Here is a 17105-nt window from a genome sequence, read left to right on the forward strand (position 1 = left end):
CGGGGGCGCGCTGGGGAGGGTCCTGCTCAACTCGGGGTGTCCTTTCTGCCCGTGGGGGGCGGGTCAGGAGGTTTCGGCGACCCGATTCTCGACGGCGCGCAGGGCGTCGTCGACGGCCGAGGGGTCGCTTCCGCCTCCCTGCGCCAGGTCGGGCTTGCCGCCGCCTCCGCCACCGAGGGCGCGGGCGGCAGGGCCGACAAGGTCGCCGGCTTTGAGGCCGCTCTCCCGCCCTCGCTTGTTCACCGCGACCACGACGACCGGGCGGTCCTCGGGGACGGCGGCGAGAGCGACGACGGCGGGGCGGTTCTCGCCGAGGCGCTGGCGCACGTCGGAGGCAAGCCGGCGGAGGTCGTCGGCGGTCGTGCCGTCGGGTGCGCGGTGGGCGACCAGCAGCGTGTCGCCGTGCGGACGGGCGCTCTCGGCAAGCTCGCCCGCCTGCTGGAGCACCTGGGCGGCCCGCAGGCGCTCGATCTCCCTCTCGGCGCCGCGCAGCCGGGTGACGATGGAGTCGATGCGCTCGGGCAGCTCCTCGCGCGGAGTCTTGAGCTGCTCGGAAAGCTGTCCGACCAGCAGCGACTCCGTGGAGAGGCGGCGGAACGCGTCGATGCCGACCGCGGCCTCGACACGGCGCACGCCCGAGCCGACCGAGGACTCCCCCAGCAGCTTGACAACGCCCAGCTGCCCGGTGGCGGCGACGTGTGTGCCGCCGCACAGCTCGCGGGAGTAGTCGCTCATCTCGACCACGCGGACGCGGTCGCCGTACTTCTCGCCGAACATCGCCAGTGCGCCCATGGACAGCGCCTCGTCCAGCGAGGTCGTGAAGTCGCGCACCTGGATGTCGCCGGCCAGGACCGTGTTGACCTCGTCTTCGACCTCGCTGAGCTCCGCTGTGCCCAGCGGCTTGCTCGCGGTGAAGTCGAAGCGCAGCCGACCCGGCCGGTTCTCCGAGCCGGCCTGCCCGGCCGAGGGGCCCAGGGCGTTGCGCAGCGCTGAGTGGATCAGGTGGGTGGCCGAGTGCGACCGGGAGACCGAGCCGCGGCGGCCGGTGTCGATGGCGGCCTCGACACGGTCGTCCAGCGCGACGGTGCCTTCGCGCACGGTCCCGCGGTGCACGAACAGGCCGGGAACGGGCTTCTGCACGTCCTCGACGTCGACGGTGCCGCGGCCGGGCGCGGCGACGGTGCCCTTGTCGGCGAGCTGGCCGCCGCTCTCGGCGTAGAAGGGGGTGCGGTCCAGCACGAGCTCGACCGCGTCGCCGGCCGAGGCGGCGCCGACGGACTCGCCGTCCACGATCAGGCCCAGCACGCGGGACTCGGACTCGTGGTCGGTGTAACCGAGGAAGTCGGTGGCGCCGGCGTTCTCCAGCAGCCGCCCGTAGACGCTGACGTCGGCGTTGCCGAGCTTCTTGGCCTTGGCGTCGCGCTTGGCGGTCTCGCGCTGCTCGGTCATGAGCGTGCGGAAGGTCTCCTCGTCGACGCCCAGGCCCTGCTCGGCGGCCATCTCCAGGGTGAGGTCGATGGGGAAGCCGTAGGTGTCGTGCAGCTGGAACGCGTCGGCGCCGGAGATCTCCGCCGAACCGCCGCCGCGCGTGCGCTCGGCGGCGCGGGCGAACAGCGCCGTGCCCGACCGCAGTGTGTCCGAGAAGTTCTTCTCCTCGGTCTCGACGACCTCGTGGATGCGGTCGGCGTTCGCGCGCAACTCCGGGTAGATGGCCTCCATGGCGGCGATGGCGGTCTCGGTCAGGCCGTGCAGGTAGGAGGCGTCGGTGCCGGAGAGCAGGCGCAGGTTGCGGATCGACCGGCGCAGGATGCGGCGCAGGACGTAGCCGGCCTTCTCGTTGCCGGGCCGGACGCCGTCGGAGACGAGCATGGTGGCGCTGCGGACGTGGTCGGCGACGACGCGCAGCATGACGTCGGAGCGCTCATCGGCGCCGTAGGCGACGCCGGTGCGCTCCGAGGCGTCGCGCAGGATGCGGCCCAGGGTGTCGGTCTCGTAGATGTTGTCGACGCCCTGCAGCACGGTCGCCAGGCGCTCCAGGCCCATGCCGGTGTCGATGTTCTTGCGGGGCAGGTCGCCGAGGATCGGGAAGTCCTTCTTGGCGCCGCCCTCGCCGCGCTCGTACTGCATGAACACGAGGTTCCAGACCTCGACGTAGCGGTCCTCGTCGGCGGCCGGGCCGCCCTCGGCGCCGTATTCGGGGCCGCGGTCGTAGAAGATCTCCGAGCACGGACCGCAGGGGCCGGGAACTCCCATGGACCAGTAGTTCTCCTCGACGCCGAAGCGCTGGATGCGCTCGGGGGGCACGCCGACCTTTTCGCGCCAGATCGTCTCGGCCTCGTCGTCGTCGAGGTAGACGGTCACCCACAGCCGGTCGGGGTCGATGCCGAAGCCGCCGTCGGGGACGGGCTTGGTCATCAGCTCCCAGGCCAGCGGGATGGCCTTCTCCTTGAAGTAGTCGCCGAAGGAGAAGTTGCCGAGCATCTGGAAGAAGGTCGCGTGCCGCGAGGTCTTGCCGACCTCTTCGATGTCGATGGTGCGGATGCACTTCTGCACGCTGGCCGCGCGGTCGTAGGGCGCCGTGCGCTGGCCGAGGAAGTACGGCTTGAACGGCACCATTCCTGCCGCGACGAACAGCAGCGTGGGGTCGTCGGCGACCAGGCTGGCCGACGGCACCGCGGTGTGTCCGTTCTCCTCGAAGAATGCGAGGAAGCGGCGGGCGATCTCTGCCGTCTCCATCAGGTGCCGTCCTTCATGTCGGGGGCGTCGATTGCGCCGCGGGGTCGGGTGGATCGGCCCGGAGGGGCGCCGGGCAGCGCAGGACGTCCGCCTTCGCTGTCGTAGCGGCTCTGCAGCTCGGCCTCACGCTGCCGCATGGCGTCGTGGACGTCCTCGTTGAACTCGCGGAGGGCGGCGCGGTAGTCGGCGACCTGGTCCTCGACGCGGCCGGCGATTCCCGCCGGGCTCCACGCACGGGCCGTGCGGTTGAGCTTGTGCACAACATACCCGCCGAGCGCGGCACCTGCGACAAGATAGAGCATCCGGCGGATCATCGGCGCGCCTTCCTGCGTCGGCCGCGTACCAGCGCCAGGGCCCGGCGCTGGCCGAGCACCCTCCGCACGCCGTACGAGAACGAGGCCGCCTTGACCAGCGGGCCGGCGACCACCGAGCGCGTCAGCGCGGTGACGGTCGAGACGTCCTCGGTGGCGGTGGCCACGTTGGCGGTGATCTCCTCGACCCGGTCGAGGGAGGCTCCCGTGCGTTCGACGGTGCCGGCGACGTCGTCGAGCATGGGCCGGGCGCGCTCGCCGAACTCCGCGACGACCTTGGTGGTCTCCGACAGCAGACGGGTGAGCTTGACGAGTACCACGCACATGAACGCGACCAGCACCGTCCAGACCACCGCCGCGATGAGCGCTGCTACGTCTCCTGCGGTCAGCATGCGGGACTCCGTTGGAAATCGGGGTGGCGGAATCTCCATCGGCGGCATTCAGGGGGGTTGCCCGGCCCGCCGCGTCGGCGGCGGAGGCCGCATCGGCGCCTCCGGTTGGCACCGGGCCGACGGAATGCGGAGATCCGAATATGCCGACCCTACCGCGTTCGGCGCCGGTGTGCCCGCGTGCGGCCGGTGTGTGGCGTCCGACGCGCGCCAGCGCGTCGGATGTCCCGCGTCGACGAAATTCCCCAGATGTCGCAGAATCAGGGCATCGATTCCCGCAACGCCGCCCGACGGCGCGAGATGGCCTGACCCCCGTGCAGACAGGATGCCCATGAGCCGCCCTTCCGAGCGCGAGATCACCGTTCTGGTACCGCCGCATCTCGACCCTCTCGCACCCGGAGACCCGGATTCGGTCGGACCCTATGTGCTCATCGGCCGCCTCGGCGCCGGCGGCACCGGAACGGTCTTCGCCGCGATCGACGCCAACGAGGCCAGCGGCGATCTGATGGCGGTGAAGGTGCTGCACCCCTGGTCGGCAGAGGAGCCGGAGGACCGCGCGCGCCTTCGGGAGCGGCTCGCTGCGCTGGCGGAGGTAGACGGGCGAACCTACGTGCCGCCGGTCGGCTTCGACGTCGGGGCCCGGCAGCCGTGGCTGGCCATGCCCTACGTGTCGGGCCTGCCGCTGGACGGCTTCGTGGGCGACCACGGCCCGCTGGGCCGGGGCCGTCTCATCGCCCTGGCGGCTGCACTGGGCGAGGTCCTGTCGGCGCTGCACATCAAGCAGGTCGCCCACGGCGATCTCACGCCCGACAACGTGCTGCTGAGCGGCCGAGGCCCGCGCGTGCTGGACTGCGCGCTACCGGGCGAGGGCGAGCTGCTGCGCCGCAACGCAGCACCGTGGACCGCTCCCGAGCGGCTGGACGGCGGCGAGCCCTCCTCGCCCGCCGACATCTTCTCCTGGGCGGCGATCGCCGTGTTCGCCGCGACCGGCAGGCCCCCGGTCGCGGAGGAGGGCGCCCCTGCGTCGGCCACACCGTGGCTGGAAGGCGTACCTGCGGAGATGCGCCCGATCGTGCGCCGCGCGCTCTCGGAGGACCCCCGCGACCGGCCCACGGTGCGCGAGGTGCTGGGGTCGACCATCGCCGCGTGGGAGGCCATCAGCGGCTCGGACGCGGCGCCGGTGCAGGGAACGGCGGTCACCCAGGTCCTCTCGCGGGAGTGGCGGGGCGTCGTGGAGCCGGACCGGCTGCCGCGGCTGGTGCGTCTGGGCACCGACCGCGGCCGCTCCGCCGGACGCGGTCTGCTGATCGCCGGAGGCTCGGTGATTGCGCTGGCGCTGATCGGCGGCGGCGGATTCGCGGCTTTCGCCGCGGCCAACGGGCTCCTGCCCGGACCGGCCGAACCCGAGGCGTCGCCCTCGCCCTCGCCTTCGCCGTCCGCCTCGGTCGGCGGCCCGGAAGGACCGACGATCGTGCGGTTCGATCCGGCCGAGCAGGAGAACCCGGCGGACGGTCCGTGGGTGTACACGCAGGTGGAGCGCCGCCCTTCGGCGCCGGCCACACCTGCGGCCACCCTGGCTCCGGACGCCTGGAGCGAGCAGTGGCAGCCGGTCGGCGATGACGCCGAGCAGCAGGCTCTCATCACCGAGGAGACCGAGGTGCTCTGCGCCCGGTTCTGCGTTCCGGGTCCGGGCTACGTCGAGGACGACCGCGGCACCTTCCCGGTGGAGGGCCAGGACTTCATCGACTACCTCGCCTGGGGCGGTCCGGTGGTCGCGGAGGTCGAGTTCGCCGAGCCCGGGGACGAGGGCGGCGACGGGCCGCGCGAGCTCACCCGCATCGTCGAGGTCTATCCCACGCCGCCGGATTAGGGCCCGTGTTCGTGCTGCGGCCGCGCGGCGACCATCGCCACAGCACCGTTGATCTTGTAGCCATCGTCACTGGAAATCGTTTTACATCACGATAGCTACAAGATCGACGGGGTTCGGGCGCTGCTGCGGCGGCCGGTCTCACCGCTCGCCGGGCCCGCCCGCCTCGCCGCGCAATACGCCCCTGATGCGCTGCAGGACCTCGCCGATCCTGCGCTCGGCGCCGTGGGTGGTCGGGGTGTAGTACTCGCGGCCCGCGAGTGCGTCGGGGACGTACTGCTGGGCCGCGACCCCGCCGGGGTGGTCGTGGGCGTACTTGTAGCCGGCGCCGTGGCCGAGCTCGCGGGCGCCCTTGTAGTGGGCGTCGCGCAGATGCGCGGGCACGGGGCCGGCGCGCCCCTGGCGCACGTCGGCGATCGCGGTGTCGATCGCGCTGATCACGGCGTTGGACTTGGGCGCCAGGGCGATGTGCACCACCGCCTGGGCGAGGTTGATCCGCGCCTCGGGCAGGCCGATCAGCTCCACCGCCTGTGCGGCGGCGACCGCGGCCTGCAGGGCCGTGGGGTCGGCCAGGCCCACGTCCTCGCTGGCGTGCACCACGACGCGGCGGGCGATGAAGCGGGGGTCCTCGCCGGCCTCGATCATCCGGGCCAGGTAGTGCAGGGCGGCGTCGGGGTCGCTGCCGCGCATGCTCTTGATGAAGGCGCTGATGACGTCGTAGTGCTGGTCGCCGGTGCGGTCGTAGCGCACGGCGTGGCGGTCGACGGCGCGCTCGATGTCGGCGGCGCTGATCTCCGTGCGGTCGCCGGCGACCAGTGCGGCGGCCTCCAGATAGGTCAGCGCGCGGCGCGCGTCGCCCCCGGCGAGGCGCACGAGGTGGTCGGCGGCGTCGCCGGCCAGCGTGTAGCGCCCGCCCAGGCCGCGCTCGTCGCGCAGGGCGGCGTCGACGACACCGCGCACGTCCTCGTCGGTCAGCGACTCCAGGCTCAGCAGCAGCGAGCGCGACAGCAGCGGGCTGATCACGGAGAAGAACGGGTTCTCGGTGGTGGCGCCGATGAAGCTGACCCAGCGGTTCTCCACGGCGGGCAGCAGGGCGTCCTGCTGGGTCTTGCTGAAGCGGTGCACCTCGTCGACGAACAGCAGTGTGCGGGTGCCGCGCATGCCCATCTGGCGGCGGGCGTCCTCGATGACGGCGCGGACGTCCTTGACCCCGGCGCTGACGGCCGACAGCTCCACGAACCGGCGCTGAGTGACCCGGCTGACGACGGTGGCCAAGGTCGTCTTGCCGGTGCCGGGCGGGCCCCACAGAAAGAGCGACATCGGTGCGTCGTCCTCGACCAGGCGGCGCAGCGGGCTGCCCTCGCCCAGCAGGTGGGCCTGGCCCGCGACCTCGTCCAGGGTGCGCGGGCGCATGCGTACGGCGAGCGGCTCCTGGCCGCGCTGCGCTTCGGCGCCGGCGTCGTCGAACAGTGTTTCGGACACGCTTCCCAGCCTAAGCGAGCACGCCGGGCGGCCGCAGCGCGCGGGCGGGCCGGTGTGCTCAGCCGGGGCCGTTCATCCGCACGATGAGCAGGGCGATGTCGTCGCCGCGCCCGGCCGGGGTGAGGCCGATGAGGGAGGCCGCGGCGCCTTCGACGTCCTCGGCGCGGCCGCGCAGGTTCTCGCCGACGATGCGCAGCCCTTCGTCCATGGGCATCCCCGAGCTCTCCACGAGCCCGTCGGAGCACATCAGCAGCGTGTCCCCGGCCCGCAGCCGGCGGGTGGTCACCGGGTACTTGCTGTCGGAGTCGACGCCCACCGGCGGGCCGGTTTCGGGTTCCCACAGGTCGTAGGAGTCGGCGGTGGCGATGACGGCGGGCGGCTGGCCGGCCCATGCGGCCTGCATCTCCCCGTTGTCGAGGTCGAGCACGAGGTAGCCGCAGGTGGCGAAGACGATCTCGCCGGTCTCGGAGAGGAGGCGGTTGGTCTCGGCGACCACGGCGCCCGGGTCGACCTGGTTGCTGGCGTAGGCGCGGAAGGCCACGCGGATCTGGCCCATGGCGGCCGCGGCCTCGACGCCGTGGCCCTGGACGTCTCCCACGACCAGGCCGACGCGGCGCCCGGGCAGGCGGATGACGTCGTAGAAGTCGCCGCACACCCGCCAGCCGGCGCGGGCCGGCAGGTAGCGCACGGCGATGCCGAGCTCGTCGAACCGGGCGATCTGGGGCGGCAGCATGCGGCGCTGGATGGCGTCGGCGAGCTGGAGCTCCTCCTGCTGGCGGCGCACGCGCTGCAAGGCCTGGCCGGCCAGCCCGGCGAGGGTGAGCATGAGGGCCCGCTCGTCGGGTGTGGCGTGGTGGGGTTCCCCCCAGGAGACCTGCCAGACGCCCAGCGCCACGCGGCGGTCACCGAAGATGGGGATGGTCGCCCACGACTGGGCGCTGGTGCGGTGCAGGAACTCGGCGACGGCGGGGAAGCGCTCGAGGATCTCGGCGCGGCTCTCGAAGAACCGGGGCTGGCGGTCGGAGACGACGGCGCCGACGGGGTGGGCGATGTCGGACGCGTCGTGCTCCTCGGCCAGGCCCATGGGGCCGGCGTCGTCCTCCGGCGGAGCCGGAGAGGGGCGCAGGCTGCCCTCCTCGACGAGCATGACCGCGGCGCCCGCTCCGCCGAAGATCGGCGCGAACTCGTCGGTGAGCAGCCCGGTGACCTCTTCGACGGTGGTCGCTGAGACGAGTTTGGCGGCGAGGTCGGTGACCTGGCGCCCCTGGGCGGCCTCGATGCGGCGGCGGTCGGCCAGGCGGCGGATGAGCTGGACGTGCTCGGTGACGTCGTCGATGGTGCCGACGAGGCGGGGATGGTCGCCGGGTATGTAGCGGGCGCGGGCGTGCAGCGAGCGCTCGTCGCCGAGGTGGTCGAACATGCGGAAGCGCTGCTCGTAGTCGCGTCCCTGATGGGAGGCCTCGATGGCGTCGCGGACGCGGGCGATGTCGTCGCGGTGGACGCGGGCGAGAAGCTCGTCCAGCCCGCGGGCGTCGCCCGCCAGCAGCCGACCCAGCGGCGAGGGGCCGAACAGCTCCTGGAGCCGGCCGGAGCGCAGGTCGAGCGTCCACAGTGCGGTGTCGGCGTTCTCGGTGCGCAGCTCGCTGATGACGCGGAGGGTCTCCTCCTCGCGCAGCGGTTCGCGGAACACGACGACGACGCCCGCGGGCTTGCCGTCGGACGCGGTCGCGGGCAGCGCGCGGGCTTCGGCGACGATGCGGTGGGACGCCCCGCCGTAGTCCGCCGAGACGAGGGCGCGCTGGTGGACCGGTGCGCCGCCGAGCGCGGCCCGGTGCAGCTTCCACGCCGACTCGGGGTCGGCACGGTCGCACACCTCGGGCCAGGGCCGGCCGAGGACCTCGTCCTGCGTCCGCCCGGTGAACTCGGTGAACGCGTGGTTGGCGAGCGTGACGCCGCCCGCGCGATCGGCCACGACCATGGCGGCCGGGGCCGTGCCGAATCCGACGCCGGCCCGCTGAAGCTGTTCACCCCCGGACATCGCCGAAGCACCGGCGACGCCGTCGGTAGAGCCGGTTGCACCGTTCACGAATAGATCATCCCTGTATCGTCACAGACGTCCTTTTCGCGCAATTGCGCGCTCCTCCCGGGGACATCCGATTCGGCTCAGTCTAGCCAGATCACCGCCCGTCCGTGCAGGTGAAGGATGGCTTGCCCGAGGTGTACCCTGCACCCCTTTTACTCCTGCGATCCTGCGCACCATTCGGCACACGGGAATACAAAAAACAACACGAGCGCCAGGAATGCCAACGAATCACACGGCCCCACCCCGTGACATTCGGCGAATCGTTACGCTCGCGTGACCATCGCCGCATATCTGCGTAAAGTCCGCCTCCAGCCTAAACCACTGATCACCACGCGCTTCGCGCCACGGGACCGCGAGGAAAGACCGGCCTAAAATTCGGTCATGCGTGAACCATCAACACGAACCGGGCCCGTCCTCGGGAGCGCACTCATCGTCCGCAACTGGACCTGCCGCCTCTGCACCTACAGCAACCCCGACAGCGAGGACATCTGCTGCCAGCGCTGCGGCGCCGCGAAGAAGTAGAGCGCCGCCGCGCACATTAGCGCACCCCGCGGACCCCCGGAAAGCCCTGCACACACTGCTCGGACGGCGTGTCCCGGTGCAGGGTCGCACCCGGCCGTGCCGCCCCGGCCCCCGAAGAACGGCCCGTTGCCCGCACCCGTCGGCCGTCCAGCGCGCGGCGCCCCCGCACGATCTCCCGCACCGTTCGGCCTCCTGCGCGACGGCGCGCGGTACCGGGACCCACGAACGGCCGGCGGTGCGGACCCCCGCCTTCCCCGAACGGCGCCGCGCCGGATGCGCGCGACGGCGGGACCGCGTCGGCTCTGCGCGAAGCGCCCGGGGACGCGCGGGTCCCCGGGCGGATGATCGTCTAGCCGGCGCCGGTCAGACCCCGTCCTCCTCGGGGACGAAGTCCACGCCCGCCTCTTCCCGCTGGTCGGGCGTGATCTGTGTGGGCGCCCCGGTGAGCGGGTCGCCGCCGGAAGCGGTCTTGGGGAAGGCGATGACCTCGCGGATCGATTCCGCGCTGGTCAGGTGCGCGATGATCCGGTCCCAGCCGAAGGCGATGCCGCCGTGCGGCGGAGGGCCGAACTGGAAGGCGTCCAGCAGGAATCCGAACTTCGACTCGGCCGACTCCTTGCTGATACCGAGCGCCTCGAATACGCGCTGCTGCATTTCGCCGCGGTGGATACGGATCGACCCGCCACCGATCTCGCTGCCGTTGCAGACCATGTCGTAGGCGTAGGCCAGGGCGTTGGCGGGGTCCTGGTCGAAGGTGTCCGCCCACTCCGGCTTCGGCGCGGTGAAGGGGTGGTGCACCGGAGTCCAGCCGCCGTCGCCGTCCTCCTCGAACATGGGCGCGTCCACGATCCACAGGAAGGACCACTGCGACGTGTCGATCAGACCCAGCCGGTTGCCGATCTCCAATCGGGCCGCACCGAGCAGTTCCTGGGAGGGCCGCCGAGCGCCGGCGGCGAAGAAGACGGCGTCGCCCGGAGCCGCGCCCACGGCCTCGGCCAGCCCGGCCCGTTCGGTCTCGGAGAGGTTCTTGGCGACCGGGCCGCCCAGCGATCCGTCCTCCTGGACGAGCACGTAGGCCAGGCCCTTGGCGCCGCGCGCCTTGGCCCAGTCCTGCCAGCCGTCCAGCTCCTTGCGGGTCTGCGAGGCACCGCCGGGCATGACCACAGCGCCGACGTAGGGAGCCTGGAACACGCGGAAGGAGGTGTCGGCGAAGAACACCGTCAGCTCCGTCAGCTCCCGACCGAACCGCAGGTCGGGCTTGTCGGAGCCGAAGCGGGCCATCGCCTCGAAGAAGGGCATGCGCGGCAGCGGCGTAGGGACGTCGTAACCCAGCACGTCGCGCCACAGTCGCACGACGAGGTCCTCGGCGACGCCGATGACGTCGTCCTGGTCGACGAAGCTCATCTCCAGGTCGATCTGGGTGAACTCGGGCTGCCGGTCGGCCCGGAAGTCCTCATCGCGGAAGCACCGGGCGATCTGGTAATAGCGCTCCATGCCGCCGACCATCAGCAGCTGCTTGAACAGCTGCGGCGACTGCGGCAGCGCGTACCAGTGGCCGGGCTGCAGGCGCACCGGCACCAGGAAGTCGCGCGCGCCCTCGGGAGTCGAGCGGGTCAGGTAAGGGGTCTCGACGTTGACGAACCCGTGGTCGCGCATCACGTCGTGCACGACGTAGCCCGCCTGGGAGCGCACCCGCAGTGCCGAGGCCGTCTCCGGTCGGCGCATGTCCAGATAGCGGTAGCGCAGGCGCGTCTCCTCCGAGATCTCCTGGGAACCGTCGAGCGGGAAGGGCAGCGGGGCCGACTCGCTGAGGACCTCGATCTCGTCGGCGACGACCTCGACCCCGCCGGTGGCGATCTCGGGGTTCTCGTTGCCCTCGGGACGCACCCGGACCCTGCCGGTGACCTTGATGCAGTACTCGGCGCGCAGGTCGTGGGCCAGGTCGTCCTCGCGGACGACCACCTGGACGACGCCCGAGGCTTCGCGGAGGTCGAGGAAGACGACGCCGCCGTGGTCGCGCCGGCGGGCGACCCACCCGGCCAGGACGACGGTCGCGTCTGCATGCTCGGCGCGTAGGGCGCCGGCGTCATGCGTGCGGATCAACGGAGTTCTCCTTCAGGTGTCTCAGGTACCTACTCATCTTGCCTGACCTGCGTGCCGGTTCGGCCCTGCTGCCGGCCGGCGCAGCCGGGGCCCGTGGGGTCGGTCGGCCGGTGCCGCGGTCGGTGCGGAGCAGGCGGGGTCGGTGTCCGACGTGCCCACCGGTGGCGGCCCGCGGGTGCGGGCTGCTGATCCCGCGCGCCGACCGGGGCGATCGGCGCAGCGCACATCGGTCGCGGGCAGGTCAGCGCCCCGGGATATCTCCGAGGAACGGATTGGTCGCGCGCTCACGGGCGATGGTGGTCTGCGGCCCGTGGCCGGGGCGGACGCCGGTGGTGTCGGCCCAGTCGCTGCAGACGCGCTCCAGGCTGCGCATGATCTCGCCGTGGTCGCCGCCGGGGAAGTCCGTGCGGCCGATGGAGCCGGCGAAGAGGAGGTCGCCGGTGAACAGGATCGGCTCCGCGCCGCCGGGTGCCAGGCCGTAGCACACCGATCCGGGCGTGTGGCCGGGTACGTGCTCGACGCGAAGCTCCATGCCGGCGAGCGCGAGGGTCTCGCCGCCGGCGAGCTCGCGCAGGTCGTCGGGCTCCTCCAGGCCGACCTGGCCCAGCAGCGCCGAAAGCTGGGCGGCCAGGGCGGGGTCGAGCCCTTTGGCGGGGTCGGTCAGCAGCGGCCGGTCGGCGGCGTGCACGTAGACGGGGACGCCGTGGTCGCGTGCGACCTCGGTCGCCGACCAGACGTGGTCGAAGTGGCCGTGGGTCAGCAGTACCGCCGCGGGCGTCAGCCCGTGCTCGGCCAAGAGGGCGGAGAGCTGCCCGGCGGCGTCCTGGCCGGGGTCGACGACCACGCACTCCGCTCCCCGATCCGCGGCCGCGGCGACCACGTAGCAGTTCGCGGCGAGCGGCCCGGCTGGGAATGCGGAGATGAACACGGTGAGCGCTGACTTCCTCTCGAACGTCCTGCCTGGCGGGCGCGGAGGGCGGCCGCCGAACCGCGTCCCCGCCAAACCGAGCCTACCGAGGCGCGGGCCCAGCGGCGACCGGGTTGCGCCCTCCCGGGCGCACGTATAGCGCCGTCACATCACCATTCGATCACCGCCAGACTCACGACTCTTTGCCAAACGGCCCGTCAGTGTCATATTGGTCGCGTCGCACCCGTCCGGTGTGTCCGGACGGCATGCCTCGATACGGCTCAGGCCGTTGATGTGCGACGACGCTGACAGGAGGCGGACGATATCCGGTGGGGTGTGCGGATATCGTGCTTAGTCACGGCGGTTCACACCGGCTCTCATCCAGCCGCCGCCGGACCACCCGGACCTGGCGCGCAGCGCCGGGCTCATGACTGCTGGAGGACACGGTGAGCACGGACCCCTGGGGCCGCGTTGACGACGACGGCACGGTCTACGTGCGCACGAGCGAGGGCGAGCGCGTCGTCGGATCGTGGCAGGCGGGCGCGCCCGAGGAGGCCCTCGCGTTCTTCCGCCGCAAGTACGACGCCCTGGTGACCGAGGTCGACCTGCTGGAGAAGCGGCTGCGCACCACCGACCTGTCGGCTTCGCAGGCGCTGTCGAGCGTGGAGAAGCTGCGTACCGCGGTGCGCGAGGCGAACGCCGTCGGCGACCTCGACGCGCTCTCGCGGCGCCTGGACGCGCTGACCGGGCAGGCCGAGGAGCGCAGGGTCGAGCAGAAGCAGGCCCAGGAGCAGGCCCGCACCGAGGCCCGCGAGGTCAAGGAGCGCATCGTCGCCGAAGCCGAGCGCGTGGCGGCCGAGACCACGCACTGGAAGTCCGGCGGCGAGCGGATGCGGCAGCTGATCGACGAGTGGAAGGCCGCGCCGCGCACCGACCGGCCTACCGAGCAGGCGCTGTGGAAGCGCATGTCGGCCGCACGCAACTCCTTCTCCAAGCGCCGCAAGGCCTACTTCGCCGGGCTGGACCAGCAGCGCGAGCAGGTCCGCCAGGACAAGGAGGTCATCGTCGCCGAGGCGGAGTCGCTGGCCGACTCGACCGACTGGGGCGGCACCGCTGCGCGATACCGCGACCTGATGCAGCAGTGGAAGGCCAGCGGGCGGGCCGACCGCGCCAGCGAGGACAAGCTGTGGGCCCGGTTCAAGGCGGCCCAGGACCGGTTCTTCCAAGCGCGCAACGCCGCCTTCGCCGAGCGCGACGCCGAACTGCGCGTCAACGCCGACGCCAAGGAGCGGATCCTCGAGGACGCGCGCAGCGAGCTGGCCGAGATCTCCGACCCGCGGGCCGCCCGCGCCCGGCTGCGCGACTTCCAGGAGGCCTGGGAGGAGGCGGGACCGCTGCCGCGCGACCAGCGCGACCGGCTGGAGGGCGCCTTCCGCAAGATCGAGGACGAGGTTCGCCGCTCCGAGGACCACGAATGGCAGCGCACCAACCCCGAGGGGCGTGCGCGCGCCGAGTCCACCGCCAGTCGGCTGCGCGACTCGATCGCCCAGCTCGAAAAGGACCTGGAGCACGCGAAGGCGCGGGGCAACGAGCGACGGGTCCGCGAGGTCGAGGAGGCGCTCGGCGCCCGCCGGTCCTGGCTGGACGAGGCCGAGAAGGCGCTGGACGAGATGAGCTGAGCCGGCGAGGCCGGCGGCCGCTCCGCGGGGCCCCGCGCTCGCCTCGGAGCGGTCGGCGGCCGGGCTCAGCGCTTGGCGACGGTGAGTACCACGGCGGAGTCCTCCAGCGCCTCCAGCGAGGCCTCCTCCCGCGGCATCACCAGCAAGTCGTTGGTTCTGGCCTCCCAGCTGTCGCCGCCGGCCTTGAGGCGCACGCGTCCGCGCAGCACCAGCACCGTCGACTCGCCGGGGTTGGGGTGCTCGGAGAGGGCGTTGCCCTTGGTCAGCGCGATGAGGGTCTGGCGCAGAGTCTGCTCGTGCCCGCCGTAGAAGGTCTCGGAGCTGCGGCCGGCCGAGGCCGCCGCCGCGGTCTCCATGTGCTTGCGTGCCAGGGCGTCCAGCGACAACTTGTTCATGCCTGCAGTCTGACCGCTGGACGGCGGCTCACACGCCGCGAATCGCCGCGCGTGCCCCGGGACCGGCGGCGCGCCGCGTCGGCGGGGTGTCAGTTCTTCATCCGGTAGACGTCGTAGACGCCGTCCACGCCGCGCACGGCCTTGAGGACGTGGCCGAGGTGGGTGGGGTCGGCCATCTCGAAGGTGAACCGGCTCAGCGCGACACGGTCGCGGCTGGTCTGCACGGTGGCCGAGAGGATGTTGACGTGCTGGTCGGAGAGCACGCGGGTGATGTCGGACAGCAGCCGCGAGCGGTCCAGCGCCTCGACCTGCAGCGCGACCAGGAACATCGAGTCCTCTGTGGGCTGCCAGTCGACGTCGACCATCCGGGCGCGGTCCAGCGCACGCGTGTTGACGCAGTCGCTGCGGTGCACGGACACGCCGTTTCCGCGGGTCACGAAGCCGACGATGCTGTCGCCGGGCACGGGGGTACAGCATTTGGACAGCCGCACCCACACGTCGGCGTCGCCCTCGACGACCACGCCGGGGTTGCCGGCCGGGCGCGACCGCGGCCGCGAGCGCGTGGGCAGTGAGGACTCGGCGATGTCCTCTTCGGCGCTCTCGATGCCGCCCATGGACTCGACGAGCTTCTGCACGACGTTCTGCGGGCCGATGCGGCCCTCGCCGACGGCGGCGTAGAGCGAGTCGACGTCGCCGTAGCGCAGGTCGCGCGCCAGGGCGATCAGCGCCTCGCCGCTGAACAGCCGCTTTATCGGCAGCTCCTGCTTGCGCATGACCCGGGCGATGGCGTCCTTGCCCTGCTCGATCGCCTGCTCGCGGCGCTCCTTGGTGAACCACTGCCTGATCTTGTTGCGCGCGCGTGCGCTCTTGACCAGCTGCAGCCAGTCGCGGCTGGGGCCGGCGTCGCTCGCCTTGGAGGTCAGGATCTCCACGGTCTCGCCGTTGTGCAGCTCGCTCTCCAGCGAGACGAGCCGACCGTTGACCCGTGCGCCCACCGTGCGGTGGCCGACCTCGGTGTGCACCGCGTAGGCGAAGTCGATGGGTGTGGCGCCTTGGGGCAGCGCGATGGCGTCGCCCTGGGGGGTGAAGACGAACACCTCCTGCACCGACAGGTCGAAGCGCAGCGACTCCAGGAACTCGCCGGGGTCCTTGGTCTCCTGCTGCCAGTCGATGAGCTGGCGCAGCCAGGCCATGTCGGCGGTGCCCTTGGACTTGGCGCTGTCCTTGGCCGCGGCCCGCTCCTCCTTGTACTTCCAGTGCGCCGCGATCCCGTACTCGGCCCGGCGGTGCATGGCGCGGGTGCGGATCTGCAGCTCCACCGGGTTGCCCGACGGCCCGATCACGGTGGTGTGCAGCGACTGGTACATGTTGAACTTGGGCATCGCGATGTAGTCCTTGAACCGTCCGGGGACGGGATTCCACCGCGCGTGGATCGTGCCCAGGGCCGCGTAGCAGTCGCGGACGCTGTCGACGAGTACCCGCACCGCGACGAGGTCGTAGATCTCCTCGAAGCCGCAGTTGCGGGCGATCATCTTCTGGTAGATCGAGTAGTAGTGCTTGGGTCGGCCGCGCACCGTCGCCTTGATCTTGGCCTCGCGCAGGTCGGCCGAGACCGCCTCGATGACGTCCTGCAGGTATACGTCGCGGCGCGGCGCCCGCTCGGAGACCAGGCGGGCGATCTCGTCGAACCGCTTGGGGTAGAGCGTGGCAAAGGCCAGGTCCTCCAGCTCCCACTTGATCGTGTTCATGCCCAGCCGGTGGGCCAGCGGCGCGAAGATCTCCAGGGTCTCGCGGGCCTTCTTCTCGCGCTTGGGCTGGGACAGGTAGCGCAGGGTGCGCATGTTGTGCAGGCGATCGCACAGCTTGATGACCAGCACCTTGATGTCGCGGGACATGGCGACGACCATCTTGCGCACGGTCTCGGCTTGGGTCGCCTCGCCGTACTTGACCTTGTCGAGCTTGGTGACGCCGTCGACCAGCTCCGCGATCTCGTCGCCGAAGTCGTCGCGCAGCTGGCCGAGCGTGTAGGTGGTGTCCTCGACGGTGTCGTGCAGCAGCGCGGCGGCCAGCGTGGGCTCCTGCATGCCCAGTTCGGCGAGGATGGTGGCGACGGCCAGGGGGTGCGTGATGTAGGGATCGCCGCTCTTGCGCTTCTGGTCGCGGTGGTGGTAGGCCGCGACCTCGTAGGCACGCTCGATGAGCCGGACGTCGACCTTGGGGTGGGTCGCCCGGACGGTCTTGATGAGTGGTTCGAGGACCGGGTTCATTGATACCCCCCGCTGTGCACCGAGTCGTGCGAGTCTGCGGCGTACCCGCACGCTGGACGACGGGCTGGACGGTGCCTGTGCGGCGCCCTGCTCGTCGGCGCCGGTGTCGGGGTGTCTGTCGGGCCGGGCTCCGGGGGCGGCGGACTCCGCGGCCTGCGCTGTGGGAGGCGCGGGTGCCCGCGGGTCGTCGGGGCGCTCCTGTCCGCTCGGGGAGGCCCCGCGCAGCGCGGAGGCCGCCTCAGCCGATACCGCATCGCCTGCCATGGACATCCCTCCCGCGGCCAGTCCCGGGGACCGGGTGCGCTCCGCCCGTCGTGCGGGAGGGCCACCGCTGCGCGGCGGTGTTGCCGCCGCTCGGCCCGCC

General features: G+C 72.0%; 12 protein-coding genes. 3 read left to right on the forward strand and 9 right to left on the reverse strand.

The features are described from left to right. Positions 1-63: 63 nt before the first annotated feature. From alaS to RM446_RS14350, 3 genes are read right to left on the reverse strand one after another with little or no spacing between them, the layout of a single operon-like run. Positions 64-2736 (reverse strand): alanine--tRNA ligase, encoded by a 2673-nt coding sequence (gene alaS / locus RM446_RS14340; RefSeq protein WP_311545781.1) that lies wholly within the window; start codon positions 2734-2736, stop codon positions 64-66. Continuing rightward, on the reverse strand, positions 2736-3038 hold the full coding sequence (locus RM446_RS14345; protein WP_398695187.1) for a hypothetical protein: 303 nt from the start codon (positions 3036-3038) through the stop codon (positions 2736-2738). The genes alaS and RM446_RS14345 overlap by 1 nt, the downstream gene beginning before the upstream one ends. 8 nt (positions 3039-3046) lie before the next feature. Then, complete coding sequence (locus tag RM446_RS14350; RefSeq protein ID WP_311545783.1) at positions 3047-3439, reverse strand: DUF948 domain-containing protein; 393 nt, start codon at positions 3437-3439, stop codon at positions 3047-3049. A 328-nt stretch (positions 3440-3767) separates the two neighbouring features. On the opposite strand from RM446_RS14350, the gene RM446_RS14355 reads away from it, so the two are divergent. Then, the gene (locus RM446_RS14355) at positions 3768-5306 is read left to right on the forward strand and encodes a serine/threonine protein kinase (RefSeq protein WP_311545784.1); all 1539 of its coding nucleotides are present in this window, start codon (positions 3768-3770) and stop codon (positions 5304-5306) included. A 138-nt stretch (positions 5307-5444) separates the two neighbouring features. Here the strand turns inward: RM446_RS14355 and RM446_RS14360 are convergent, their stop codons facing one another. Then, on the reverse strand, positions 5445-6785 hold the full coding sequence (locus tag RM446_RS14360; RefSeq protein ID WP_311545785.1) for a replication-associated recombination protein A: 1341 nt from the start codon (positions 6783-6785) through the stop codon (positions 5445-5447). A gap of 58 nt (positions 6786-6843) precedes the next feature. After that, the gene (locus RM446_RS14365) at positions 6844-8871 is read right to left on the reverse strand and encodes a SpoIIE family protein phosphatase (protein WP_398695190.1); all 2028 of its coding nucleotides are present in this window, start codon (positions 8869-8871) and stop codon (positions 6844-6846) included. 378 nt (positions 8872-9249) lie between these two features. On the opposite strand from RM446_RS14365, the gene RM446_RS14370 reads away from it, so the two are divergent. Next, positions 9250-9390 (forward strand): hypothetical protein, encoded by a 141-nt coding sequence (locus RM446_RS14370; protein ID WP_311545786.1) that lies wholly within the window; start codon positions 9250-9252, stop codon positions 9388-9390. Positions 9391-9753: 363 nt separating this feature from the next. Here the strand turns inward: RM446_RS14370 and aspS are convergent, their stop codons facing one another. Together aspS and RM446_RS14380 are read right to left on the reverse strand one after the other, a co-directional pair. After that, the gene (gene aspS / locus RM446_RS14375; protein WP_311545787.1) at positions 9754-11493 is read right to left on the reverse strand and encodes an aspartate--tRNA ligase; all 1740 of its coding nucleotides are present in this window, start codon (positions 11491-11493) and stop codon (positions 9754-9756) included. Between the two features lie 241 nt (positions 11494-11734). Continuing rightward, complete coding sequence (locus RM446_RS14380; RefSeq protein ID WP_311545788.1) at positions 11735-12421, reverse strand: MBL fold metallo-hydrolase; 687 nt, start codon at positions 12419-12421, stop codon at positions 11735-11737. 425 nt (positions 12422-12846) lie between these two features. On the opposite strand from RM446_RS14380, the gene RM446_RS14385 reads away from it, so the two are divergent. Then, positions 12847-14079, forward strand: coding sequence for a DUF349 domain-containing protein (locus tag RM446_RS14385; protein ID WP_311545789.1), 1233 nt, complete (start codon positions 12847-12849; stop codon positions 14077-14079). 65 nt (positions 14080-14144) lie between these two features. On the opposite strand, the gene RM446_RS14390 is transcribed toward RM446_RS14385, so the two are convergent. Together RM446_RS14390 and RM446_RS14395 are read right to left on the reverse strand one after the other, a co-directional pair. Next, positions 14145-14474 carry a cupin domain-containing protein gene (locus tag RM446_RS14390; protein ID WP_311545790.1) on the reverse strand — a complete coding sequence of 110 codons (330 nt, stop codon included), beginning with the start codon at positions 14472-14474 and terminating at the stop codon, positions 14145-14147. Positions 14475-14563: 89 nt separating this feature from the next. Beyond that, positions 14564-16741 carry a RelA/SpoT family protein gene (locus RM446_RS14395; RefSeq protein ID WP_311545868.1) on the reverse strand — a complete coding sequence of 726 codons (2178 nt, stop codon included), beginning with the start codon at positions 16739-16741 and terminating at the stop codon, positions 14564-14566. Positions 16742-17105 lie beyond the last annotated feature (364 nt).

Origin of the sequence: Streptomonospora wellingtoniae (assembly GCF_031845375.1) — a bacterium.
GTDB classification, from domain to species: domain Bacteria; phylum Actinomycetota; class Actinomycetes; order Streptosporangiales; family Streptosporangiaceae; genus Streptomonospora; species Streptomonospora wellingtoniae.